Source organism: Nitrospirota bacterium (genome assembly GCA_040757595.1).
Classification (GTDB): Bacteria; Nitrospirota; Nitrospiria; order Nitrospirales; family Nitrospiraceae; genus JBFLWP01.
In genome coordinates, this window is record JBFLWP010000004.1 from 123,656 (window position 1) to 146,250 (window position 22,595).

A 22,595-nucleotide genomic window follows, 5' to 3' on the forward strand; every position below is an offset into this window, starting at 1 on the left:
CCATGCCGATCTCCGACCCCGGCCAGCCCTCGACGAATCCCCCCGCGACGGGGCCGCAGCGCGAACCGCCCCGGACGACGCGCGACGCGGACCAGGCGCACGGGGAGGATCGCCAGCTCCAGACGGCCGAGATGATCGTCGGCACGGCCATGATGTTCATCGGCTTCCTGAACGTGTTCCTGTCCATCAGCAGCGGGTTCGAGATCAACGTGGTCCCGCTCATCCTCTACTTCGCCGGCATGGCGATCTGGGCCCATGCGAAGATCGCCAACCCCACGATCCGCTACATCGTCATCACTGCGGCGGTCGCGCTCGCCCTGGGCTTCTTCCACTACGGGGAGGTGCTCTTCTGGCACAAGCAGGTGCTGTTCTGGGCCACGGTCGCGATGGTCGTGTTCTTCATGTTCAAGACGGCGGCGCCTTCCAAACCGTGAGCGGCCGGCGGTTGAGCGATCAACGCCCGGCTCGTTCCGTGAAGACCTGGCTAAAAGCTGACGGCTAAGAGCGGATCGCCGTCTCCCGTGATGCTCACCATCAGCGTCGTCATCCCCGCCCTGAACGAAGAGACCGTCCTGCCGCAGACTCTGGCCCACGCCGCCAAACTGGGATTCGACGAAGTAGTCGTCGTGGACGGAGGCAGCCGGGACCGCACCACCGAGCTCCTGGCTCCCTACCTGTCCGCCCGCGCCCCTTTTCCCATCACCCTGATCACGGCGCCACCGGGCCGCGCCAGCCAGATGAACCTCGGAGCCGCGGCGAGCCGCGGGGAGGTCCTGCTGTTCCTGCACGCCGACACGCTCCTGCCCGCCGAGGCCAAGGCCGAGATCCTCGCCGCACTGAACGATCCCGCCTGCGTCGGCGGGCGGTTCGACGTGCGGTTCGAGCGGGATTCTGGCTGGGGCTGGGTGATCAGCCGCATGATGAACCTGCGCTCCCGCCTGAGCGGCATCGCGACCGGCGACCAGGCGATCTTCGTCAGACGCGCGGCCTTCGAGCGGCTGGGGGGCTTCGCTGATCTTCCCCTCATGGAGGACGTGGACTTCAGCCGGCGCCTCAAGCGAATCGGGCCGGTGGCCCCGCTCCGGGCGAAAGTGGTAACCTCCTACCGGCGCTGGGAACGGTCCGGGCCGGTCCGCACGATCCTGTTGATGTGGACGCTCCGATTCCTCTACTGGCTGGGCGTCAGCCCTCGCACACTCAGCCGATTTTACGGCATTGTGCGATAGCGTGCGCGTGCAAGGGGTACGAGGCTAGAGGCAATGGGCCTTCAATCCGAAAAGAAATCCCCTCGCCCCTCGCCCCTGGCCTCTCGCCCCAAGGCATCAGATGCGGCCTTGGTGATCTTCGGCAAGGCGCCGATTCCCGGCCAGGTGAAGACCCGCCTCTGCCCGCCCCTGACCGGGGACGAGGCCGCCACGCTCCAGGGCACCCTCGTGCTCGACGTCGTCGAGCGGAGCCGGGCCGTCGAGCGGCAATTGGACCGGTTCCTCGCCTGCTCGCCGTCGCGCGAGCATCCGTTCTTCAAGGTCATGGAGGGCCGTCACGGGGTGAGGCTCCTCGATCAGGTCGGTCCCGACGTCGGCGCCCGCATGGCCCAGGTGTTTGAAGAGCTTTTCGGGTTGGGCTATCGAAAGGTGGTGATGGTCGGGACTGACGTGCCGACGCTGCAGCCTTCTTCGTTGCTGGAGGCCCACAAGCGGCTGGACGACCATGACCTCGTCCTCGGCCCGGCCCAGGACGGAGGCTATTTCCTCATCGGGCTGACGAGGCCGACCCCGGATCTCTTCCAGGACATCCCCTGGTCCACCGACCAGGTTCGAGCCCTGACGTTGAAAAAAGCAGAAGCGCTGGGCCTGAAGGTCGCCCAGTTGGCGATGGACCGGGACCTGGACACGGTCGAGGACCTGCTCGCTTTCGCGCAGGAGGCCGGGCTGGAGGCACGAGGCCCGAGGGGAGGAGCAAGGGAATCCGCCATTCACCCCGCGCCCCGCGCCCCGCGCCTGTCAGCCCGCACCGCCGGCGTGCTCAGGATGCTGGCCGAGCGGCTGCGATCCAGAACGGACGTGAGGCGTGAGACGTAAGACGTGGTGTTAGGAACATGGAAGGATAAAGAAGAGGTGCGAGTATGAACGAGCGAGTCGCTCTCATTACTGGCGGGGCGCGGGGCATCGGACGCGCCATCGCTCTGGACCTGGCCGCCCGGCACTGGGCCGTCGCCGTCTGCTACCGTTCAAGTGAAAAGGACGCGGCCGAGACGAGCAAGGCCATCACCGAGCGCGGCGGGAAAGCCCTGGCGGTCCGCGCGGACGTGTCGGACCCATCGGCAGCCACCCAACTGGTCCGGCAGGTCGAACGGGCCTGGGGCCGGATTGACGCCCTCATCAACTGCGCCGGGCCCTACCACCGGGTGAACCTGCTGGAGGAGACGGCGGAGGGCTGGGCGGCGATGTTCGCGAACAACCTGCACCCGGTCTTCTACCTGAGCCAGGCGGTGGCGCCGGGGATGAAGGCCCGCAAGTCCGGGCGGATCGTCTCGTTCAGCATGGCCAACGCCGACCAGATGGTGGCGCAGCCGGACGTGACCGCCCACTACATCGCCAAGGCGGGCGTCCTGATCCTGACCCGCTCGCTGGCCAAGGTGCTGGCGCCGCACGGGATCACGGTCAACGCCGTCTCTCCCGGCTTCATCAACTCCGGGAGCGCGCCGCCGGAGGAATTGGCCGGGATGACGAAACGGATTCCAGCCGGCTATGTCGGGGAGGTGGCCGATACGGTGGCGGCCGTGCGGTTCCTGCTCTCGGACGAGGCCCGCTACGTGACCGGCACGAACATCCACGTCAGCGGCGGCTGGGGGATCTGAATAACCGTGAAGGGTGACGGGTTTCCAGATAAGTCCAACTCCCTTCCCACCCATCACGCATCACTCATCACGCGCCACTGCTTTTAAAGGCCGCCTTCAGGAGCGGCTCAATCTCGCCTTTCTTTTCCATCGGGTCCAGGATGTCGGTGTCCCCGTAGAACTGGCCGTTGATGAAGACCTTGGGCAGGGTCGGCCAGTTCGTCATCTTGGACAGGGCCTCCCGCTTGGCCGGGTTCGGGAGCACGTCAATGACTTCGTACGGATAGCCGTACTTGTCGAAGAACTGCATGGTCTCCCTGGTGAACCCGCACATGGGCATCTGCTTGGTGCCCTTCCCGTAGATGAGAATCTTGTGCGCCCTGATCTCCCGCTGAATTTCCTCTTCTATCGGATCAGCCATCGCGTCACCTCCGGCCAGGTTGTTTCACGCTCCCCGTCTTACGTTTCACCTTTCACGTTTCACGATCCGTCCGGCGTTTCCGCCTTGATTTCCAGCGCGTGGATGCGTCCGTCCTTCATCGGCGCGTCCAGCGCCTGGTAGACCATCCGGTGCCGATCCAGCAGGTTCTTCCCCTCGAACAGGCTCGAGATGACCCGGACGGCCAGATGGTCCATCGTGCCGGTCTTGTCCGTCACGGACACGGTCGCATCCGGCATGGCCTGCCGGATATAGTGGGTCAAGGTCTCGGGATTGATCATCGTCGCCTTTCCTTCTCCGCAGCGAACGCTGGTAGAATAGCGCAGCCCCCGCGGCCAATTCAACGATCGAACAGAAGCCCGAGAAGCCCAAATGGGTCAACCACGCGCGCGCCTCGTCAGGGCCTCGCTCCTGGCCCTCACCTTCGTTATCGGCCTGGCCTGTCCGTCTTTCGCCCATGCGCAGACCCTCACGATCCTCCACTCCAGCGAGCATCACGGGCAGGTGCTGCCGATCGAGCGGCGCGGCGAGAAGCGGATCGCGGGGATGGCGGGCCGGGCGGCGCTGATCGCCTCGATCAAGAAGGAGGCCGAGGCGGTGCTGCTCGTGGATTCGGGCGACATCCTGATCGGCACGCCCCTCTCGTCCTTCTTCCGCGGGGAGCCGGACGTCAAGGCCATGAACCTGATGGGCTACCAGGCCCTGGCGGCCGGCAATCACGAGTTCGACTTCGGACTGGACCATTTCCGGCGTCTGAAGGAGCTGGCGCAGTTTCCCATCCTCTGCTCGAACCTGCACGCGCAGAAGGTGGAACTTCCCTGCCGGACATCGGCGATCGTGAAGGCCGGTCCGTTCACGATCGGGCTTGTCAGCCTGCTGGGCCACCGCAACTTCCCGGACACGTTCAACCGGGAAGTGACCAAACTGCTGGAGTTCCGCCCGCCCGTCGAGACGGCGCGCCGCCTCGCCCGGTCCCTGAAAGAGACGCAGGCCGTGGACCTGGTCGTCGCGGTCACGCACCAGGAAACGGATGAGGACCTGGCCCTGCTCGCCCAGGCCCCGGAGGTGGACGTCATCGTCGGCGGTCACACGGAGGGGTTCGACGGGCTGCTGACCGCCGGTTCGACCACGCCCGTCGCGGAGCTTGAGCGTCCCGGCTCCATCTTCGTCAAGACGCATCGCCTGGGCCGCACGCTCGGCCGGCTGGTCCTGGAATTGGCCAGGCGACCGGACGGGCCTGGCATGACCGTGGTCCGCGCACGGGCGCAAAATCTGCCCGTGAACGAGGACGTGCCTCCCGATCCGGCCGTCAACGAGCTGGTCCAGGACTATGCCCGCAAGCTGGAGAGCCGGACGGCGATGACCGTCGGACGATCGCTCGTGGCCCTGGACGGAGACAACAACCGGGTCCGCTCCCAGGAAACCAACCTGGGCAACCTGCTCGCCGACCTGCTCCGGGCCGAGTTCGGCACGGAGATCGCGCTGCTGAACGGCGGACAGATCCGCGACAGCATTCCGGTCGGGCCGGTGGACGTGAAGCGAGTCCTGCGGGTCCTGCCCTTCGACTCCCCGACCGTGACGATCACGGTCACAGGCGAGCAGCTCCGTCTCGCACTGGAGAACAGCGTCAGCCGGCTGCCCGGCACCATGGCGGGCCGCTTCCTCCAAATCTCCGGCCTGAGCGTCCGGTACGACCTCTCCGCCCAACCCGGCTTGCGCGTACGCGAGGTCTCGGTCGGCGGACGCCCGCTGGAGGCAACGCGGCGCTATTCGGTGGCGACCGATGCCTTCCTGGCCGACGGCGGGGACGGCTACGAGATGTTCGCCCGCGCGCAGGACCGTATCGAGCGGCAGGTGCCGATGCGGGACCTCCTGCTGGCCGCTTTACAGGCGAAACCCTTGAAGGCTTCGGTGGAGGGACGGATCCGGTTCGTGGAGCAGCCGGGGCCGGCCGAGCCGCACGAGCACCCGCCGCAGACGCCCCATCCCATGCCAGACCGTTGACGGCACGCTCTTCGTGCAGGGGTGACGTTGTTCGAGCCGCGCTGGGGAATCAGGCAGACACCCTCGGCCGGCTGTCCGAGCGCGAGGCGGAGTCGCCGGGGGGCTCCGCGTTTCCCTGAGTTTCGGAAGGGGCGTACTCGCCGAGGCCGCGGCGGATGATCCCGCGCGAGAGCCAGGCAAAGGCGCCGCGCACGGCTTGCCCGCCGATTCCGGTAGGGACGTGATCGTCATTGCAGAGCAGTCCGCGGACCGCACGATCCACCCGCTCGCGGGCCTGTCGGAAGAACTCGTCCGCCAGCATCCACCCCGTCGCGTCTCCGTCCGTGCGCTCCCGCGACTCGGCGGAGAGAGCCGTCGCCGCAATGGCCAGAAGGTCCTCGCCGACCGCCTCGATCCGGTTCTGCCGGCCCTGATCGTCTCGCAATGCCGCCCGATACCGCGCCATGGCGTAGAAGATCGCCCGGGCCAGACGCCGGCTCTCCCGCTCGACGTAGGCCAGATACCCTCGCACCTTGGGGTGGCGCAGCTCAGCCCGATCGGGCAGGGGACGCCGCCTCCACTGGCTGAGATACCAGGGAAGGTAGAAACGGACGAGCTTCAGCAGCTCGCCCAGCTTGGCACCGCTTGTCGCCCGCGCCGCGAAGTACGGCTTCGCCCGGTCGAGGTGTTGGTTGAGCCCTTCCCTGGCGACGAACGGCCGCAGGATGTCGGTCGCTCCCTCGCCGATGCGGTACATCTCGGCGTCCCGGACGAGCTGCTCGATCGGAAAGGCCGGCTCGCCGCGGAGGCGCTTCGAGGCGGCCGTTTCGTAGCCCATGCCGCCGAAGAGGGTCTGCGCGTCCTTCAGAAACTGGATCGTGCTTTCGGAGCAGAACATCTTGGCGACGGCGGCCTCGATCCGGATATCGCCCCTCTTGTGATCCGCCATGCGCCATACGAGCGTAGCCAACGCTTCCATGGCGAAGAGCGCGGCCGCCATCCGGCCCGCCCGCATGCGCTGGGTCTGTCGCTCCCCCAGCGGCTTCCCGAACGTGACGCGGGAGTTCGCCCAGTCCAGCGTGGGCTGCCAGGCCTGCTTGGCCATCCCGAGGCAGATGGCGGGGATGCTGACCGCGCGGCCGACGTTGAGAATGGTCAGCGCGTATTTCAGGCCCTTCCCGACCTCGCCGATCACGTTGGCCGCGGGAATCCGCACGTCCGTGAAGGTCATGTGCGCGTTCTCGATGCCGCGGCAGCCTTCGAATTGGCACCGCTGGCGAACGGTCACCCCCGGCGCGGTCATGTCGAGAATGAAGGCCGTGTGCACCCGGTCGTCCGCGGCTTTGCCTGCGGGGACCGGAATCCACACCTGGCCGCCGCCGCGGGACTCCCGTCTGGCCGGCACGCGCGCGATCAGCGTCACGTAGCGGGCGAGCGGGCCGTTCGTGCACCAGAGCTTCTCGCCGTTGACGGTGAACTGCGCGCCGGTCTCGTCGAGCACCGCCTCCGTCTGGACGTTCGCGGCGTCGGAGCCGGTGATCGGTTCGGTCAGCGCAAAGGCGGAGACCGCATCCCGCGCCACGCGCGGCAGGTAGATCTTCTTTTGCTCCTCGTTGCCGAACAGGAGAATCGGCATCGCGATGCCGATGGACTGGGGAACCGCCACGGTGAGGGCCAGGCTGTTGCTCCACCCGGCGATCAGCGTGAGGACGCGCCCGTAGGTCGTGTACGAGAAGCCGAGGCCTCCGTATTCCCTGGGGATTTTCAGGGCGAACGCGCCCAGATCGAACAGACCCCGGAGCACCGTGTCGGGAATCTTTCCCGTCCGCTCGATCTCTTCCGGATCGACCTGACTCCGCAGGAAGGCCTCGATCCGCACGCAATAGGCCGCTTCCGCCTCCCGCTCTTCGGCCGGCTCCTCCGGCGGGAGCAGCAGCGTGAAGTCGGGGCGCCCGAGGAACAGCCCGGCCATGAAGCTGGGCGCGGCCATCCGCTCCCGCGCTTCCTCGAGCTTCTCCAGTCCAGGGAGGAGTTCCGACATGGCTCGACCCGACCAGGCGGCTATACCCGCGGCGGCACCTCCTCGAACCGCGCGGTGAAGTGGCGGAGCACGGGGGCCTCGTAGGTCATCCTGAGGCCGGCGATCCGGTCGCGCCGGCGGTAGAGCTCGATGATGGACTCGGCGACGTAGGTGATCTGCATGTTCGTGTACACCCGTCGGGGGATCGCCAGCCGCACCATCTCGAGCTCGGGATGCGCCGTCCGGCCGGTGGCCCGGTCTTTCTTCCCGAACATCACAGTGCCGATCTCGACGCCGCGGATGCCGTATTCGCGGTACAGCGCCACCGCCAGCGCCTGGGCGGGATACCGGTCCTGCGTCAGGTGCGGGAGGAATTCCTTCGCGTTCAAGTACACCGCGTGGCCGCCGACCGGCTTCAGGATCGGCACGCCCCCGCCTTCGAGCAGCTCGCCCAGGTAGCGCACCTGGCTGACCCGGAACCGGAGATACTCTTCCTCCAGCACTTCCTTGAGCCCCCGCGCGATGGCCTCCAGGTCCCGGCCCGCCAGCCCCCCGTAGGTGGGAAAGCCCTCGACGAGGATCAGCATGTTCGTGATGCCCTGCGCCCATCCGTCGTGGTTCAGGCTCAGAAACCCGCCGATGTTCACGAGCCCGTCCTTCTTGGCCGACATGGTGCAGCCGTCCCCGTGGCCGAACAGCTCGCGGGCGATCTCGATGATCGGCTTGTCCGCGTAGCCCGGCTCCCGCTCCTTGATGAAGAAGCAGTTCTCCGCGAACCGGCAGGCGTCGAAGAACAGCGGGATGCCGTACTTGTTCACGAGCGCGCGGGTCTGCCTGACGTTCTCCATGGACACGGGCTGGCCGCCCCCGCTGTTGTTCGTGATCGTGAGCATGACCAGCGGGATGCGCTCGCGCCCCACCCGGTTGATCGCGTCCTCCAGCCGGCCCAGGTCCATGTTCCCCTTGAACGGCAGCTCCTTGTGCGGGTCGTAGGCCTCCTTGATGACCAGATCCACCGCCTCCGCCTTCTGATGCTCCACGTTCGCGCGGGTCGTGTCGAAGTGGATGTTGTTGGGCACGACCATGCCCGCCTTGACGACCGTGGAGAACAGGAGGTTTTCGGCCATGCGGCCCTGGTGCGTGGGGATCACGTGCTTGTAGCCGAAGATCGAGCGGACCGTCTCCTCGAAGTGATAGTAGTTCCTGCTGCCGGCGTAAGACTCGTCGCCGAGCATGAGGCCGGCCCACTGGTTGTCGCTCATCGCCGAGGTGCCGCTGTCCGTCAGCAGGTCCACGTACACGCTGTCGGCCGGCACGTGGAAGAGGTTGTAGCCGGACTCCTTCAGCAGCCGCTCGCGCTCCTCGCGCGTCGTCCGCTTGATCGGCTCCACGACCTTGATCTTGAACGGTTCAGACGGGAACTTCATGGGTTGCGCCCTTGAATCGCGCCAACTGCGCCTTGAAGCCCTTGGCGTCTTCGTATTCGAACACGTAGCGGGTCATGTCGAAGAGCGGGGCGGGGTTGAGATCCCGGATCAGCTCCGGCTTCCAGGTGATCTGGAGCTGGCTGATCATCGTGATCGGGGTGGGCGTGCCCACGACGCCGAGCGGCACCTGCCCGTAGGCGCGGGAGAAGATCAGGATCTCCCCGTCGAACATGGCGGCGTTGAGGTCCTGGGCCGCGCCCTCCTTCCGGAAGTCCTGCTCCAGACGCTGAAACATGGGCGACCGGGCCAGCTCCTCCCGAAAGGCGTAGAAGATCTTGATCCCGGCCCGCCGCTGATCCTCCATCACCTGGACGGCGTCAGCCACCAGGGCCGGCTGCCGCATCTGGGTCTCGGTCAGGACCAGCAGGCGACGGATCATCACGTTGCGGCGGACCGCCGCCTGGTTGGCCAGAAGGTAGTTGGGATAGAGCGCCTCGCCCTTCTTCCAGATGTTCCAGCGCTCCATGATCGCGTCCACCGACCGCTCCGCCGTCTCCATCAGGCGGACCGCCTCGGCGTTGGCGGCGGCCCCTTCGTAGGTCAAGGTCTGCGATTCGAGCTGCCGCAGCTCGCGGCCGATCGCCTCGACCTTCTGGGGGATGTACTTGGGGGTCTTGGGGACGTGCAGCATCACGTCCACGGCGGTGAGCGCCAGCTTCCAGTATTCCTTGGCCTGGGCCGGCGCCTTGTCCTTCTGGGCGATGAGCAGGAGCTCGACGGGATTCTTCTCGAGGAGGTTGGCGATCCTGATGCAGAGCTCGGGCTTGGGCACCTTGAGCCCGCGGCGCAGGAGGTTGGCCTCCGGCTGGGCGATGCCCAGCTTCTCGGCCAGCGCGTAATCGCTGCTCAGGCGATACCGGCGCTTGACCTCTTCGAGATAGGCCGCACTCTCCAGCATCCTGCCCTCGCGCGAGCGCGATGATACCATAGTTGGGAGAATCAGGCGGAGAAGTTGTGGAGAACGGGCGTGGCGCCGGCTTCCGGCGTCACGCGGCTTCCGTCGCGCGGGCTCTCTTCCGCTCCAGCCCCATCCAGAAGCCTTCCAGGTAGTCCAGGACCGCTTTGACGCCCAGGCGGAAGTCGGCCCTCTCCTGCTCCGTCATCCCGCCGGCGGCGCGGTCCGCGCCCTCCACCGCGGCGACGGCCTGTTCCATAGCCTTTTCGTGCTGGGCCTCGAGCTGCCGGTGAAAGGTGAAGTAGGTCATGTCCATGAGCGGGTGCCGTTCCGCCTTGAGACGGGAGAGGCCCGGAATCAGATGATCCCACATGGTGATCGCCATGTTCTCCAGGCCGAAGGAGGCGCCGAGGGCTTTGGCGTGGTTGCCGTCGCTGTAGAGCCGCTCCATGCCGTCGATGTAGGCCTTCGTGGAGGGGAGCATGGGGCGGGTCATCGCCTCGTGGACGTCCACGCCGATCGAGCGCAGGAAGTCCCGATAGAGCAGCTCGTGGCGATTCCTGATGCGGCCGTCGCCCAGTTCCGAATAGAGGACCTTCGTCAACTCATCGGCCACCGCCTCGTCCTCGGTGTTGACGAGCTGCGAAACCAGGATTCTCGGGAAGAACCGGGCGAAGTTGTAGAACTCCGCCGCAAACCGCCGGAGGTCCTCATCGGTGAGCGCCCCGGTCTTGAAGCGATCCAGGTACGGATTGTTGATGGCTCCGTGGCAAAGCACGTACCCGCGCATTTCCTCATAGAAGGACATGGCCCACCTCCTGCCAGACCGGCCGCCGCGCCAAGGCCGTAAAGCCAATACAATAATATACTTTTTACATCATTCCGGCAACATTTATTTTTACGTTGAGAGATCGCGTAAATTTTTCGGCGCAATTTAGCTTTGGCCATCGTTTTAATTTAAATATTTATACAATGCTATCGGACGATGTTAATTTTTTATTGAATGATGCGATAACTATGTTATACTGGCGTTGCTTGGCTCCAGACCCCGCAGCGCCGCCGTCAATCCTGGTCCGACTATTTCGCAGGAGGTGTACCATGGAGAGGACAACGGGTATTGATCACATCACCCTCTGCGTGGAGAATCTGGCTGCCGCGGAATATCTCTTCACCAAGGTCCTGGGCTTCGAGGTGATCTGGTCGGCGCGGGATGTCGGCACCGACAAGTCCAGCATGGACACGATCGTGGTGCAGCGCGGCAGCGCCAAGGTGGCCCTCATGCAGGGACGGGACAAGATCGTCAAGTCGCAGATCACGGAATTCATCGAGAAGTACGGGCAGGGGGTCCAGCACATTGCCATCGAGGTGGACGACATCGAGGCGGTCTGTCGCGAGTGGGAGACTCACGGGGTGAAGTTCAGCGGGCCGATCAAGGATGGACGGGACGGGTTCGGACCGCTGAAGCAGCGTTTCACCTACCCGCTCTTCCCGGGCGGCGGCGTCTTCTTCGAGCTCACCCAACGCCGGCACGGAACCGAGCAATCCAAGACGTTCGTCCGCGGAACCGTCGAATCCCTCTACCAAGACATCGAGCGGGACCAGTTGCAAGGGGTCGAACGGACGATCATCGACTACGAGACGCTCCCGTTGCCGTTCGAGGGCATGACCTTCAAACGCGCATCGTAAGACAGCGACGAACGCGGAACGATGAACGCACGGCTCATCCCTTCCGCCTTCAGCCTTCATACTTCCGCCTTTAACGAGGGGGAGGCCCGCGATGTACCTCATTAAGAAAGGCCATGCGCCCAATCAGGCCCACGTCGGGATTCCCGAGGGCCTGTGTGAAGAAGAACACGGCCGCCGTGGGTTCACCGGCCCGGCGTCGCACCTGTACCGGCTCCATCCTCCTACCGGCTGGGTGCGCATCGAGGGCCCCCTTCGGCCCCGGGCGTTCGCCTGCGCGGCCCTCCCCGCCCCTGATCAACGAACGGTTGACGCAAGGCCCGTGGAGATCCTGCGGAGCCAGGATGCGCGCGTGTTCATCTCCCGCCGCTCGGCGACCATGCCCTATTTCCTCCGCAACGGGGACGGGGACGAAGTCTATTTCGTCCACGAGGGCCAGGGCCGGTTCGAGACGGACTACGGCACGCTGGCTTACGAGCCCGGCGACTATGTCGTGATCCCCAAGGGCACGACCTATCGCGTGCACGCCGGCACGAACCAATCCCTGTTCGTGATCGTGGAGACGCCGGAGCCGGTGGCACTACCCGACCGAGGCATGCTGGGCCGGCACGCCCTGTTCGACCCGGGCGTGCTCACGGCCCCGGAGCTGTCCCCCGTCGCAGACGCTCCACGCGAGCCGCGCGAATGGGAAGTTCGGATCAAACGGGACGGAGACCACACGAAGGTCGTCTACCCGTTCTACCCGATGGACGTTGTGGGCTGGAAAGGCGATCTCTGGGCGGCCAAGCTGAACGTGCGGGACTTCCGGCCCGTCATGAGCCCGCGCTATCACCTCCCGCCCAGCGTTCACGCGACCTTCCAGGCCGGCGGGCTGCTCCTCTCCACCTTCGCGCCCAGGCCCCTGGAGAGCGATCCGGATGCGCTGCGGGTGCCGTTCTACCACCGGAACATGGACTACGACGAGGTGCTCTTCTACCACAAGGGGAGCTTTTTCAGCCGGGCGGGCATCCAGCCCGGCATGCTCACCCTGCACCCCCAGGGCATCCACCACGGGCCGCAGCCCCAGGCGGTCGAGGCGAGCAAGAGCAAAACCAGCACGGACGAGGTGGCGGTCATGATCGAGTCGCGGCACCCCTTCACCGTGCTCCCCGAGCTGGAATCGGTCGAGGTGAAGGAATATGCCGAGAGCTGGAACCAGAACAGGAGCGGACGATGAAGCTAGTCAGCTTTCAGGTGCAGACGCCGGTCGGCCGGTTCACGCGGGTCGGAGCCCTGGCCGGCGAGGACGGGCAGACGATCGTTGACCTCAACATGGCCCAGGTCCGGTGGCTGGCCGACCAGCAGGAGGCCCAAGCCTACCGGCTGGCTGACGCGATGGTGCCGGCTTCCATGCTCGAGCTGCTGGAGGGCGGGCCTTCCGCGATGGCGGCGGCGCGGCAGGCCTTCGACCACGCCGTCCGGCTGGGCGGCGCCGCGCAGGGCCCTCAAGGAGAAACGATCCGGTACGGGGCCAAGAGCGTCCGCCTCCTGGCCCCGCTGCCGAACCCGCCCTCGCTGCGCGACTTCATCGCCTTCGAGGACCACGTCGCCGCCACCTCCAAGAAGCGCGCGCAGACGATCCCGCCCGAATGGTACAAGGCCCCCGCCTATTACAAGGGCAACCACCGGTCCATCATCGGGCCGGACGAAGACCTGCCCTGGCCGCTGGAGACCGCCAAGCTGGACTACGAACTGGAACTGGCCTGCGTCATCGGCCGCCGGGGACGGGACGTGTCGGAGCGGGACGCGCCGGCCTACATCGCCGGCTACACGATCATGAACGACTTCAGCGCCAGGGACATCCAGTTTCAGGAGATGGCCTGCCGCATGGGACCAGCCAAGGGCAAGGATTTCGCCACGGCGATCGGCCCCTGTCTGATCACGCCGGACGAGATCCCGGACCTCAACGGCCTGACCATGATCGCCCGGGTCAACGGCGTGACCTGGTCCAAGGGGCGGTTCGGCACGATTCATTGGTCTTTCCCGCAGATGATCGCGCACGTGTCGCGCGGCGAAACCGTGTATCCGGGCGACCTCTTCGGCTCCGGCACGGTGGGGGGTGGGTGCGGACTCGAACTGGACCGCTACCTGAACCCCGGCGACGTGGTGGAGCTGGAGATCCAGCCCATCGGGGTCCTGCGGACCAGGGTGGTAAAATAGACAATCAAGGAGCTTCGGCATGAGCACCACGATGACCGAGACCCATGCAAATCCGGCGGTCGCGCAACTAGCCGACCGACACCGGGCCCTCTATGAGAGCCCGGAGATTGAAGCCAGGCTGAACGCCGTCATCCGGGATGCCCCCCATTCCAAGCTTTCGGACTGGGACGTGCACCGGATTCTGCGGACCGCACGGGCGGTGTTCTTCGACAGCCACGTGGAGCTGGTCTCGGGGCACCATACCGCGGCCTATCTCCGGTTCGCCTCCATCGCCCGGATCCCCCAGTTGCTCAGGCTCATCGAGCGGGACATGGCGGACTGGCTCCGGTTGACCTTCCAGCACGATCCGATCGCCGGCCTCGTCGCCACGGCGTCGGACGCCCACCTGCTCGCCGAAGGGGTGGCGGATCTCCTGCGCGAGAAGATGCGGCTCCGCGTGGTGTTGACCCCCTATCACGAGGACACGGGAAAGATCGGGACCGAGGTGGCCACCGGCGCGATCAGGCCGGGGGAGCGGTTCGTCGTGCTGAACGACGTGACCACCCGCGGGAACTGCGTGAGCAAGCTGGGCCGCGTGGTGACCGATTCCGGAGGCGTTCTCGCCGGCATGATGGTCTTCGCCCGCCGCGACAGCGGACAATTCCCCCTGATGACCGAGCTGACCGCGAAGTTCCCCTTCTACTACACGGCCAACCTGGAGATGCCTCAGTGGGAGCCGGATCAGTGTCCGCTCTGCGCGACGAAGAAGCCCTTGCTTTCCTGGAGGGATATGCCAGAATTCTGACAATAGTGAACAACGAAGGGGGCTCCAAATGGGCGTCGAGATCGAGGAAGTGGCGCGGACGATCAAGCGGCCGGACCTCGTGCAGATGTACTACTACCTCCGTTTGACACGCACGCTGGAGGACCGCATCACCGCCCTGTACCGTCAGGGCCGCATCGTCGGAGGGGTCTACACGAGCAACGGGATGGAGGCCGTCGCCGTCGGCTACGCCTCGGCCCTGGAACCGGACGACATCATCGCCCCCTATCACCGGGACATGGGGGCCTTCCTGGTCCGGGGCATCACGCCCGGCGAGGTCGTGGCCCAGTACCTGGGCAAGCGCACCGGCCCGACCAAGGGCAAGGACGGCAACGTCCACATCGGGGACTTGAAGCGCGGCATCATCGGCTTCGTGAGCCACCTGGCCGACAACTATCCGGTGGCCACCGGCGCGGCCCTCTCCTTCAGACTGCGCGGCGAGCCCCGCGTGGTGGTCACCAACACGGGCGACGGCGGGACCAGCCGGGGGGACTTCCACGAAGCGATGAACTTCGCTTCGGTTCGAAAGCTGCCGGTCGTTTTCTTCTGCAACAACAACCAGTACGCCTACTCCACTCCCCTCAATCTTCAAATGGCGATCCCGAACGTGGTGGACCGGGCTAAGGCCTATGCCATTCCCGGGGAGATCGTGGACGGCAACGACGTGGCCGCCGTCCACCTGGCTGCGAAGCGGGCCGTGCAACGCGCCCGCTCCGGCGAGGGGCCGACGTTCATCGAATGCAAGACCATGCGGATGCACGGCCACTCGGAACACGACTCGGCCAAGTACGTCCCCCGGGAGCTGCTGGAGGAATGGAAAAAAAGGGATCCGATCCTGAAGGCGGAGCAGTGGCTCACCCGGCTCGGCTACGGGGACGAGACCCTGTTCCGCGAAGTCGAGGAGCGGGTCAAGAAGGAAGTGGAAGCGGGGGTAGAGTTCGCGGAACAGAGTCCCCTGCCGGAAGGCCCGGAAGTGCTCGACGGGGTCTTCGCGGATTGAAGCTGATGAGGCGCGAGGCACGGGGCGCGCGGCAAGAGGGCTTGCGCCCCCAGCCCCTTGCCCCTAGCCACTGGCCTCTAGCCCCAATTTCGAAACAGGGAGCGTCACGATGACCACGACAGCTCAGGCCCAGCGTGAAGTCACGTACCTGGAGGCGATCCGCGAGGCGCTGGACGAGGAGATGGCCCGGGACGAGCGGGTCTTTCTCCTGGGAGAGGACATCGGCCCCTACGGCGGAGCCTTCCGGATCACGGAGGGCTTCCAGGACAAATACGGAGACTGGCGGGTGCTGGACACCCCGCTGTCTGAGTCCGGCATCGTCGGGGCGGCCATCGGGGCCGCCATGATGGGCATGCGGCCGGTCGTGGAGATGCAGTTCGCCGACTTCATCTCCTGCGCCTTCGACCAGATCACGGAGGTGGGCGCCAAGAATCACTACAGGTGGGGAGCCGCGGTGCCGATGGTCATCCGGGCTCCCTTCGGCGGCGGCGTGCACGGAGGCCCGTTCCATTCGGAATGTCCGGAAGGCTGGTTTTTCCACTCGCCGGGGCTCAAGCTCGTCGCCCCCTCGACACCTTACGACGCCAAGGGGCTCCTCAAGGCCGCCATTCGTGACAACAACCCGGTCATCTACTTCGAGCACAAGTTCCTTTATCGCCGGATCAAGGCCGTTCTGCCAACGGAGGACTACGTCGTCCCGATCGGGACGGCCGACGTGAAGCGGCCCGGCCGCGACATCTCGGTCATCACGTACGGCGCCATGGTCCACGTCGCGCTGGAAGCAGCCGAGTCGCTGACGCAGGAGGGGCTCGACCTGGAAGTGGTGGACCTCCGCTCGCTGATCCCGCTCGACAAGCAGACGATCTTCGAGTCGGTCAAGAAGACCAGCAAGGCGATCGTCCTGCACGAGGACAACAAGACCGGCGGGGTCGGCGCCGAGGTCGCCGCGCTGCTGGCGGAAGAGTGCTTCGATTGCCTGGACGGGCCGATCCTGCGGATCGCGGCGCCGGACACGCCGGTGCCGTTCAGCACGCCGCTGGAGGAGTTCTTCCTCCCGAAGGCGGGCGACGTGGTCGCCGCGGCGCGGAAGCTGGCCGCCTACTGACGCGAGTCCGCGCATGCGGACTCGCGCAGGCGCGGGGTGCGTGGCACGAGGCTAGAGGTCGGCCCCTTCTTCACCCGGCGCCCAGAGCCCCGAACCTCGCGCCCGCATGAAACTGGAGGTTTCATGCCTGACATCATCATGCCGCAGCTCGGCGAGAGCATCGCCGAGGGAACGGTCGTGAAGTGGCTCATCCGGCCAGGCGGACGGGTCGAGAAGGACCAGTCCCTCCTGGAAGTGGAGACCGACAAGGTCTCCCTGGAGATCCCGTCCCCCGCCTCCGGAATCCTGACGGAGACCCTCGTCAAGGAGGGCCAGACCGTGCCCATCGGCACGGTGCTCGCGCGCCTGGACAGTGAAGCCCCGACCGAGGTCGTCAACCGGGTCGGCGGCGTGGTAGTCCGGCCGATGCCCCAGGGAGAAGGGCCGGAGCACTATTCCCCCGCCGTCCGGCAACTGGCCAAAGAGCATGGGGTGGACCTCTCGCTCGTCAAGGGCACGGGTGCAGGAGGCCGGGTGACGCGCAAGGACATTCTGGACTTCGTCGCGCAGCACGGAGCGCCAAGCGAAGCCGCAACCTCTGACGTTTCACGTCTCCCGTCTCACGAGGAAGTCTTACCCCTCACCGCCATGCGCAAGACCATCGCCGAGCGGATGGTCAAGAGCCGCCAGACCTCGGCCCACGTCGCCACGTTTTTCGAGGCGGACTTTTCCGGGATCGCCAAGTTCCGCGAGGGCCGCGGGCTGACCTACCTGCCCTTCGTGATCCATGCCGTGGCCCGCGCATTGAAGGCCGTGCCGATCCTGAACTCCTCCTGGGGCGATCAGGGCATCGTCCTGAAGAGGGACATCCACGTCGGGATCGCCGTGGCCCTGGAGGAGGGGCTCCTCGTGCCGGTCGTCCGGCAGGCCGACCGCAAGGGCCTGACCCAACTGGCCAAGGAAGCGGCCGACCTGGCCGAGCGGGCGAGGAGCAAGAAACTGAACCCGGAGGAAGTCCAGGGCGGGACCTTCACGATCACGAACCACGGAGGCGGCGGCAGCCTCTTCAGCACGCCGATCATCCACCAGCCCCAGATCGCGATCCTGGGCGTCGGCGCCGTGCAGAAGCGGCCGGTCGCGGTCAACGACGCGATCGCCATCCGGCCCATGTGTTACCTGAGCCTCTCCTTCGACCACCGCGTCATTGACGGGGCGACGGCCGACCAGTTCCTGTCGAAGGTCAAGTCGTATTTGGAACAGAGTGACTGGGAACAGTATGTGTGAAGCGCACCTCGTGAAGCGTATCTCGCGAACACCACGAACGGCGCTTCACGATTCACGAGCGACGCCATGAGCCACGCAGTCATCGTCAGCGCCGTCCGGACCCCGCTGGGGAGCTTCAACGGCGTCTTCAGCCCGGTCCCCGCGACCAAGCTGGGGAGCCTCGCGATCGCCGAGGCCCTGAAGCGCGCGCGCTTGCCGGGCGACCGGGTGGAGGAAGTCCTGATGGGCTGCGTCCTCTCCGCCGGCCTGGGGCAGGCTCCGGCGCGGCAAGCCGCGATCGGCGCCGGACTTCCCCACTCGGTCGGCGCCACGACGGTCAACAAAGTCTGCGGGTCCAGCCTCAAGACCGTCATCATGGCGGCCCAGGCGATCGGGCTCGGGGAGGCCAGGATCGTCGTGGCCGGCGGCATGGAGAGCATGACCCGCGCGCCCTACCTGCTCGAGCGGGCGCGGCAGGGCTACCGGCTGGGGCACGCCGAGCTGGTGGACAGTCTCGTGAAGGACGGCCTCTGGGACGTCTACAACAACTTCCACATGGGCAACGCCGGCGAGCTCTGCGCCGCCAAGTATGGGCTCACGCGCGGCGAGCTGGACGACTTCGCCCTGGAGAGCTACCGCCGGGCCAAGGAGGCGATCGCGACCGGCGCCTTCAAGCGGGAGATCGTGCCGGTGGAGGTGCCGCAGAAAAAGGGCGGCCCCCTGCTCGTCGCCGAGGACGAGGAGCCGAACCGCGCGGACCTGGGCAAGCTGCGGTCGCTCAAGCCGGTCTTCCAGGAGGACGGGAAGCTGACCGTCGGCAACTCCCCCTCCTGCAACGACGGAGCCGCCGCGCTCGTGCTCATGGCGGAAGAGGAAGCCCAGGCCTTCGGCCTCAAGCCGATGGCCCGCATCGTCGGCTACGCGGGAGCGGCGCTGGCGCCCGAATGGTTCACGATCGCCCCGGTGGAGGCGATCAAACGGCTCTTCAAACGGACCGGGCTCTCGCTGGCCGACGTGGACCTGTTCGAGATCAACGAGGCCTTCTCCTCCGTCTCCCTGGCCGTCCAGCGGGAACTGGGCCTGGATTCGGCGAAGGTCAACGTGAACGGCGGCGCGGTCGCGCTGGGCCACCCGATCGGGGCGACGGGGGCGCGCATCCTCACGACGCTCCTGTACGCGATGGAGGCCCGCGGCGCCCGGCGGGGCCTCGCCAGCCTCTGCATCGGCGGGGGCGAGGCGCTGGCGGTGCTCGTGGAACGTGATGGGTGATCGGTGATGCGTGATGAGCAGTGAGGCTTACACAAGCGCTCACTTCTTACCCATCACCCATCACACATCACGAGGTCACAATGAAGCTCGACGACATCACATGCGTCGGGGTCGTCGGTCTGGGCCAGATGGGGAGCGGCATCGCGCAGGTGGCGGCCTCGGCCGGATGGGGCGTCCTCTGCTGCGACGTCAGCGACGCTTCGCTCCAGTCCGGCATGCAGAAGATCCGCGACGGGCTGAAGCGGGCCGTCGAGAAGGGCTCCCTCACCCCCGACCGGATCACACCGATCCTCGCCCGTCTCCGCACGACCGGCCGGCTCGACGATCTGGCGGAAGCCCACCTGGTCATCGAAGCGGCGCCGGAGAACCGGCAGCTCAAGGCCGACCTGTTCAATCGGCTGGGCCAGCTCTGCAAACCGGAAACGGTCCTGGCCAGCAACACCTCCTCGATCTCGATCACGCAGCTCGGCGCCGCCTCGGGCCGACCGGACCGTGTCGTGGGGATGCACTTCATGAACCCCGTGCCGGTCATGCGCCTGGTCGAGATCGTCCGGGGCCGCGAGACTTCGGACGAGACGATCGCGCTGGCCGAGGCCGTCGCGCAGCGGCTCGGCAAGGTGCCCGTGCTCAGCAAGGACGCGCCGGGCTTCATCGTCAACCGGGTGCTCATGCCGATGATCAACGAGGCCATCTTCGCCCTGCAGGAGGGGGTGGCGACGGCGGAGGCCATTGACCTCGCGATGACCGCCGGCACCAACCAGCCGGTCGGGCCCCTGGCGCTCGCCGACCGGATCGGCCTGGACACGGTGCTCGCGATCTGCGAGGTGCTGCATCAGGACCTGAACGATCCCAAGTTCCGCCCCTGCCCGCTCCTGCGCCAGTACGTGGAGGCCGGTTGGCTGGGACGGAAGACCGGCCGCGGATTCTATATCTACTCTCGTGAGGCGTGAAGCGTGAGGCGTCAGGCGTGACCGACGAGCGCAAAGAGCGGTTCACCTCCCTGTCGGGCTTGCCGATCGGCCGGGTCTACACAGCCGAGGATGTGAAGGACTGGGACCCGACGCGGGACCTGGGCCGGCCAGGGGAACCGCCCTACACTCGAGGGGTCTACCCGACCATGTACCGGGGCCGGCTCTGGACCATGCGTCAGTTCGCCGGCTTCGGCTCCGCGGCCGACACGAACGCCCGCTTCAAGTACCTGCTGGAGCGGGGCCAGACCGGCCTCAGCGTGGCCTTCGACATGCCGACGTTGATGGGGCTGGACTCGGATGACCGGCTCGCGCACGGGGAGGTCGGCTACTGCGGGGTGGCAATCTCCTCGGTGGACGACATGGAGCGGCTCTTCGACGGCATCCCGCTGGACCGGGTCACGACCTCGATGACGATCAACGGGCCGGCGGCCGTGCTCTTCGCCATGTACCTGGCGGTTGCCGAGCGGCGCGGCGTTCCCCTCGACCGGCTGGACGGCACGATCCAGAACGACATCCTCAAGGAGTACATCGCCCAGAAGGAATGGCTCTTCCCCCCGGAGCCGCATCTTCGGTTGATTACCGATACGATCGCCTACTGCACGAAGGCGGTGCCCAAGTGGCACCCGATCAGCGTCAGCGGCTACCACATCCGGGAGGCCGGCTCGACCGCCGTGCAGGAGCTGGCCTTCACCCTTTACGACGGGCTGACCTACGTCGAAGCCGCAGTGAAGGCCGGGCTGGCCGTGGATACTTTCGCGCCCCAGCTTTCCTTCTTCTTCAACGTGCACAACGATTTTTTCGAAGAGATCGCCAAGTTCCGGGCGGCGCGGCGCCTGTGGGCCCGCGAGATGGAGCAGCGGTTCCATCCCCAGGACCCCCGCTCGTGCCAGCTCCGTTGCCACGCCCAGACCGCCGGCTGCTCGCTCACGGCCCAGCAGCCGACGAACAACGTGGTCCGCACCGCCCTGCAGGCGCTGGCGGCGGTCCTGGGCGGCACCCAGTCGCTCCACACGAACTCGATGGACGAGACCCTGGCGCTCCCCACCGAGGAGGCGGTCAAGCTGGCGCTGCGCACCCAGCAGATCATCGCCCACGAGAGCGAGGTGCCCAACACGGTGGACCCGCTGGGCGGCTCCTACTACGTCGAGTGGCTCACGAACCGGCTGGAGGAGGGGGCCAGGGAGTATTTCCGGAAGCTGGATGCGATGGGCGGGATGGTGAAGGCCATCGAGCGGGGGTACCCGCAGCGGGAGATTCTGGAGGCCTCCCAACGGTACCAGAAGGAGGTCGAGCGGAAGGAGCGGACGATCGTCGGCGTGAACGACTACGTCGAGCCGGAGCAACAGGCGATCCCGATCCTCAAGATCGGGCCGGAGGTGGAGCGGGAGCAGATCGCGCGGCTCGCCGACCTGCGCAAGGCCCGCGACTCCTACCGGACCGCGGGGACGATCCAGGCGCTGCAGGAGGCGGCGGCGACCGACGAGAACCTGATGCCCTGCCTGCTCGACGCGGTGAAGGCGCGCGCGACGCTGGGCGAGATTTGCGCGGCGCTCAAGGAAGTGTTCGGAACCTATCGCGAGCCGGTGGTGCTGTGATGAGACCCGAGCGGGTCCTGTCGTCGAACAGCCCAGCCGTGCTCACTTCATCCATCCCCCCGTGGGGGGCTGATCAGCATGCTGCACCTTGCAACCTTATGGAGCGTGAGTTTCGCTCATGAGTCTCTGCGCCGCTCTCCCCTTCCGTTGCGCGCGGCTGGGCTCCCAGTTCGACGCCACCCGCAAGACGGGCTTTTTCGTGAGCTCGCGAAGGGGATTGATGGAGAGGGGTATGAAGCTCGGAGCGTTTGACATATTCCCGGTGACGGACGGGCGGTTCCGGCTGGACGGGGGCACCATGTTCGGCGGACTGAGGAGTGATCTGATCATTGGCCACGATTGACATCATCAGAAGGAAAGTACGGGGTCAGGAGTACGAATTTGCGGTTCCCCATTTCTTCGAGGAAATGGCCAATGATGATCTCCAGTTTGTGGACATCGAGAATGCTATTCTTAAGGGAAGGATTAGGCGCCGCTTTACGCGCGATCCACGCGGCGCTCGGCACGAAATTGTGGGGCCAGCTACGGACGGACGGCGGGTAGCAGTCATCTGTCGGATCAAGGAGACGGGGAAATTGCTCTTCATCACAACGTATGCGCTGAAGTCGGCGTAGAGAGGTGAAACCAATGTATGACTACGGCAAATGCCACGTGTGCGGCGGAAAGATGGAGCGCAGACAAATACGTCAGGACTTTTGGGTGAAAGGCAAACTGGTCGTCGTGGAGAATGTCCCTGCCGGCGTGTGCGCCCGATGTGGCGAAAAAGTCGTCCGAGCTGAAGTCGGACGAAGGCTCACCGAGGTGGTTTCGAGCAAGAAGGGGTTCAGGAAGTCACGGACGATGACCGTGCCCGTCGTACGGTTTTCAGAGGAAGTCGCGTAAGACCGCAATTTCCTCTTTTCTCGAATAACGAACGTCCAATGACGAGTGACGCTTTCCATGAAGCTCGGAGCGTTTGACATATTCCCGGTGACGGACGGGCGGTTCCGGCTGGACGGGGGCGCCATGTTCGGGGTGGTGCCGCGCGTCCTGTGGGAGCAGTGCTGCCCGGCCGACGAGCGGAACC

General features: G+C 66.1%; 23 protein-coding genes. 17 read left to right on the forward strand and 6 right to left on the reverse strand.

Going from position 1 to position 22,595, the window contains the following annotated elements; translation table 11 throughout:
* The first annotated feature begins 2 nt into the window (after positions 1–2).
* From AB1411_05530 to AB1411_05545, 4 genes are all read left to right on the forward strand, one after another.
* Entirely contained in the window at positions 3–434 is a 432-nt protein-coding gene (locus AB1411_05530) for a hypothetical protein (GenBank protein MEW6543053.1), read from the forward strand.
* Positions 435–524: 90 nt separating this feature from the next.
* Positions 525–1,226 carry a TIGR04283 family arsenosugar biosynthesis glycosyltransferase gene (locus tag AB1411_05535; GenBank protein ID MEW6543054.1) on the forward strand — a complete coding sequence of 234 codons (702 nt, stop codon included), beginning with the start codon at positions 525–527 and terminating at the stop codon, positions 1,224–1,226.
* Positions 1,227–1,337: 111 nt separating this feature from the next.
* Positions 1,338–2,081 carry a TIGR04282 family arsenosugar biosynthesis glycosyltransferase gene (locus AB1411_05540; GenBank protein MEW6543055.1) on the forward strand — a complete coding sequence of 248 codons (744 nt, stop codon included), beginning with the start codon at positions 1,338–1,340 and terminating at the stop codon, positions 2,079–2,081.
* 44 nt (positions 2,082–2,125) lie between these two features.
* Positions 2,126–2,860, forward strand: a complete 735-nt coding sequence (locus AB1411_05545) for an SDR family oxidoreductase (protein MEW6543056.1) — start codon at positions 2,126–2,128, stop codon at positions 2,858–2,860.
* A 67-nt stretch (positions 2,861–2,927) separates the two neighbouring features.
* Here AB1411_05545 and AB1411_05550 read toward each other — a convergent pair whose 3' ends face one another.
* Positions 2,928–3,260: a glutaredoxin domain-containing protein gene (locus AB1411_05550; GenBank protein ID MEW6543057.1), complete on the reverse strand. Its 333-nt coding sequence runs from the start codon at positions 3,258–3,260 to the stop codon at positions 2,928–2,930.
* A 59-nt stretch (positions 3,261–3,319) separates the two neighbouring features.
* Complete coding sequence (locus AB1411_05555) at positions 3,320–3,559, reverse strand: BolA family protein (protein ID MEW6543058.1); 240 nt, start codon at positions 3,557–3,559, stop codon at positions 3,320–3,322.
* Positions 3,560–3,650: 91 nt separating this feature from the next.
* On the opposite strand from AB1411_05555, the gene AB1411_05560 reads away from it, so the two are divergent.
* Positions 3,651–5,282: a bifunctional UDP-sugar hydrolase/5'-nucleotidase gene (locus AB1411_05560; protein MEW6543059.1), complete on the forward strand. Its 1,632-nt coding sequence runs from the start codon at positions 3,651–3,653 to the stop codon at positions 5,280–5,282.
* 49 nt (positions 5,283–5,331) lie between these two features.
* Here the strand turns inward: AB1411_05560 and AB1411_05565 are convergent, their stop codons facing one another.
* The 4 genes from AB1411_05565 to AB1411_05580 all read right to left on the reverse strand — a co-directional run bounded on the left by AB1411_05565 (position 5,332) and on the right by AB1411_05580 (position 10,471).
* A complete protein-coding gene (locus AB1411_05565; GenBank protein MEW6543060.1) occupies positions 5,332–7,302 on the reverse strand; it encodes an acyl-CoA dehydrogenase family protein in 1,971 nt (656 codons plus the stop codon).
* A 20-nt stretch (positions 7,303–7,322) separates the two neighbouring features.
* On the reverse strand, positions 7,323–8,708 hold the full coding sequence (locus tag AB1411_05570; protein MEW6543061.1) for a tryptophanase: 1,386 nt from the start codon (positions 8,706–8,708) through the stop codon (positions 7,323–7,325).
* Positions 8,692–9,666 carry a hypothetical protein gene (locus AB1411_05575; protein ID MEW6543062.1) on the reverse strand — a complete coding sequence of 325 codons (975 nt, stop codon included), beginning with the start codon at positions 9,664–9,666 and terminating at the stop codon, positions 8,692–8,694. Before AB1411_05575 ends, AB1411_05570 begins: the two co-directional genes overlap by 17 nt.
* Before the next feature lie 88 nt (positions 9,667–9,754).
* On the reverse strand, positions 9,755–10,471 hold the full coding sequence (locus tag AB1411_05580) for an iron-containing redox enzyme family protein (protein ID MEW6543063.1): 717 nt from the start codon (positions 10,469–10,471) through the stop codon (positions 9,755–9,757).
* A 290-nt stretch (positions 10,472–10,761) separates the two neighbouring features.
* Between AB1411_05580 and AB1411_05585 the strand changes: the two genes are divergently transcribed.
* The 12 genes from AB1411_05585 to AB1411_05640 all read left to right on the forward strand — a co-directional run bounded on the left by AB1411_05585 (position 10,762) and on the right by AB1411_05640 (position 22,411).
* Positions 10,762–11,349 (forward strand): VOC family protein, encoded by a 588-nt coding sequence (locus AB1411_05585; GenBank protein MEW6543064.1) that lies wholly within the window; start codon positions 10,762–10,764, stop codon positions 11,347–11,349.
* A 91-nt stretch (positions 11,350–11,440) separates the two neighbouring features.
* Positions 11,441–12,562, forward strand: a complete 1,122-nt coding sequence (locus tag AB1411_05590; protein MEW6543065.1) for a homogentisate 1,2-dioxygenase — start codon at positions 11,441–11,443, stop codon at positions 12,560–12,562.
* Positions 12,559–13,545 (forward strand): fumarylacetoacetate hydrolase family protein, encoded by a 987-nt coding sequence (locus AB1411_05595; GenBank protein MEW6543066.1) that lies wholly within the window; start codon positions 12,559–12,561, stop codon positions 13,543–13,545. The genes AB1411_05590 and AB1411_05595 overlap by 4 nt, the downstream gene beginning before the upstream one ends.
* A 19-nt stretch (positions 13,546–13,564) precedes the next feature.
* Positions 13,565–14,329, forward strand: a complete 765-nt coding sequence (locus tag AB1411_05600) for a hypothetical protein (protein MEW6543067.1) — start codon at positions 13,565–13,567, stop codon at positions 14,327–14,329.
* A 28-nt stretch (positions 14,330–14,357) separates the two neighbouring features.
* Positions 14,358–15,347, forward strand: coding sequence for a thiamine pyrophosphate-dependent dehydrogenase E1 component subunit alpha (locus AB1411_05605; protein MEW6543068.1), 990 nt, complete (start codon positions 14,358–14,360; stop codon positions 15,345–15,347).
* Positions 15,348–15,456: 109 nt separating this feature from the next.
* The gene (locus AB1411_05610) at positions 15,457–16,452 is read left to right on the forward strand and encodes an alpha-ketoacid dehydrogenase subunit beta (GenBank protein ID MEW6543069.1); all 996 of its coding nucleotides are present in this window, start codon (positions 15,457–15,459) and stop codon (positions 16,450–16,452) included.
* Positions 16,453–16,575: 123 nt separating this feature from the next.
* Positions 16,576–17,715, forward strand: a complete 1,140-nt coding sequence (locus AB1411_05615; protein ID MEW6543070.1) for a dihydrolipoamide acetyltransferase family protein — start codon at positions 16,576–16,578, stop codon at positions 17,713–17,715.
* A 66-nt stretch (positions 17,716–17,781) separates the two neighbouring features.
* On the forward strand, positions 17,782–18,963 hold the full coding sequence (locus tag AB1411_05620; protein MEW6543071.1) for a thiolase family protein: 1,182 nt from the start codon (positions 17,782–17,784) through the stop codon (positions 18,961–18,963).
* Between the two features lie 80 nt (positions 18,964–19,043).
* Entirely contained in the window at positions 19,044–19,913 is an 870-nt protein-coding gene (locus AB1411_05625) for a 3-hydroxyacyl-CoA dehydrogenase NAD-binding domain-containing protein (GenBank protein MEW6543072.1), read from the forward strand.
* A gap of 17 nt (positions 19,914–19,930) precedes the next feature.
* Entirely contained in the window at positions 19,931–21,529 is a 1,599-nt protein-coding gene (locus AB1411_05630; GenBank protein ID MEW6543073.1) for a methylmalonyl-CoA mutase family protein, read from the forward strand.
* A 329-nt stretch (positions 21,530–21,858) separates the two neighbouring features.
* A complete protein-coding gene (locus tag AB1411_05635; GenBank protein ID MEW6543074.1) occupies positions 21,859–22,143 on the forward strand; it encodes a DUF4258 domain-containing protein in 285 nt (94 codons plus the stop codon).
* 13 nt (positions 22,144–22,156) lie between these two features.
* The gene (locus AB1411_05640; protein ID MEW6543075.1) at positions 22,157–22,411 is read left to right on the forward strand and encodes a YgiT-type zinc finger protein; all 255 of its coding nucleotides are present in this window, start codon (positions 22,157–22,159) and stop codon (positions 22,409–22,411) included.
* The last annotated feature ends 184 nt before the right edge of the window (positions 22,412–22,595 follow it).

What these genes read in the sequence shown, in the direction of transcription:
- AB1411_05530 (MEW6543053.1), top strand. Translation starts at nt 3, where the DNA reads ATGCCGATCTCCGACCCCGGCCAGCCCTCGACGAATCCCCCCGCGACG.
- AB1411_05535 (MEW6543054.1), top strand. Translation starts at nt 525, where the DNA reads ATGCTCACCATCAGCGTCGTCATCCCCGCCCTGAACGAAGAGACCGTC.
- AB1411_05545 (MEW6543056.1), top strand. Translation starts at nt 2,126, where the DNA reads ATGAACGAGCGAGTCGCTCTCATTACTGGCGGGGCGCGGGGCATCGGA.
- AB1411_05550 (MEW6543057.1), bottom strand. Translation starts at nt 3,260, where the DNA reads ATGGCTGATCCGATAGAAGAGGAAATTCAGCGGGAGATCAGGGCGCAC.
- AB1411_05555 (MEW6543058.1), bottom strand. Translation starts at nt 3,559, where the DNA reads ATGATCAATCCCGAGACCTTGACCCACTATATCCGGCAGGCCATGCCG.
- AB1411_05560 (MEW6543059.1), top strand. Translation starts at nt 3,651, where the DNA reads ATGGGTCAACCACGCGCGCGCCTCGTCAGGGCCTCGCTCCTGGCCCTC.
- AB1411_05565 (MEW6543060.1), bottom strand. Translation starts at nt 7,302, where the DNA reads ATGTCGGAACTCCTCCCTGGACTGGAGAAGCTCGAGGAAGCGCGGGAG.
- AB1411_05570 (MEW6543061.1), bottom strand. Translation starts at nt 8,708, where the DNA reads ATGAAGTTCCCGTCTGAACCGTTCAAGATCAAGGTCGTGGAGCCGATC.
- AB1411_05575 (MEW6543062.1), bottom strand. Translation starts at nt 9,666, where the DNA reads ATGCTGGAGAGTGCGGCCTATCTCGAAGAGGTCAAGCGCCGGTATCGC.
- AB1411_05580 (MEW6543063.1), bottom strand. Translation starts at nt 10,471, where the DNA reads ATGTCCTTCTATGAGGAAATGCGCGGGTACGTGCTTTGCCACGGAGCC.
- AB1411_05585 (MEW6543064.1), top strand. Translation starts at nt 10,762, where the DNA reads ATGGAGAGGACAACGGGTATTGATCACATCACCCTCTGCGTGGAGAAT.
- AB1411_05590 (MEW6543065.1), top strand. Translation starts at nt 11,441, where the DNA reads ATGTACCTCATTAAGAAAGGCCATGCGCCCAATCAGGCCCACGTCGGG.
- AB1411_05595 (MEW6543066.1), top strand. Translation starts at nt 12,559, where the DNA reads ATGAAGCTAGTCAGCTTTCAGGTGCAGACGCCGGTCGGCCGGTTCACG.
- AB1411_05600 (MEW6543067.1), top strand. Translation starts at nt 13,565, where the DNA reads ATGAGCACCACGATGACCGAGACCCATGCAAATCCGGCGGTCGCGCAA.
- AB1411_05605 (MEW6543068.1), top strand. Translation starts at nt 14,358, where the DNA reads ATGGGCGTCGAGATCGAGGAAGTGGCGCGGACGATCAAGCGGCCGGAC.
- AB1411_05610 (MEW6543069.1), top strand. Translation starts at nt 15,457, where the DNA reads ATGACCACGACAGCTCAGGCCCAGCGTGAAGTCACGTACCTGGAGGCG.
- AB1411_05615 (MEW6543070.1), top strand. Translation starts at nt 16,576, where the DNA reads ATGCCTGACATCATCATGCCGCAGCTCGGCGAGAGCATCGCCGAGGGA.
- AB1411_05620 (MEW6543071.1), top strand. Translation starts at nt 17,782, where the DNA reads ATGAGCCACGCAGTCATCGTCAGCGCCGTCCGGACCCCGCTGGGGAGC.
- AB1411_05625 (MEW6543072.1), top strand. Translation starts at nt 19,044, where the DNA reads ATGAAGCTCGACGACATCACATGCGTCGGGGTCGTCGGTCTGGGCCAG.
- AB1411_05640 (MEW6543075.1), top strand. Translation starts at nt 22,157, where the DNA reads ATGTATGACTACGGCAAATGCCACGTGTGCGGCGGAAAGATGGAGCGC.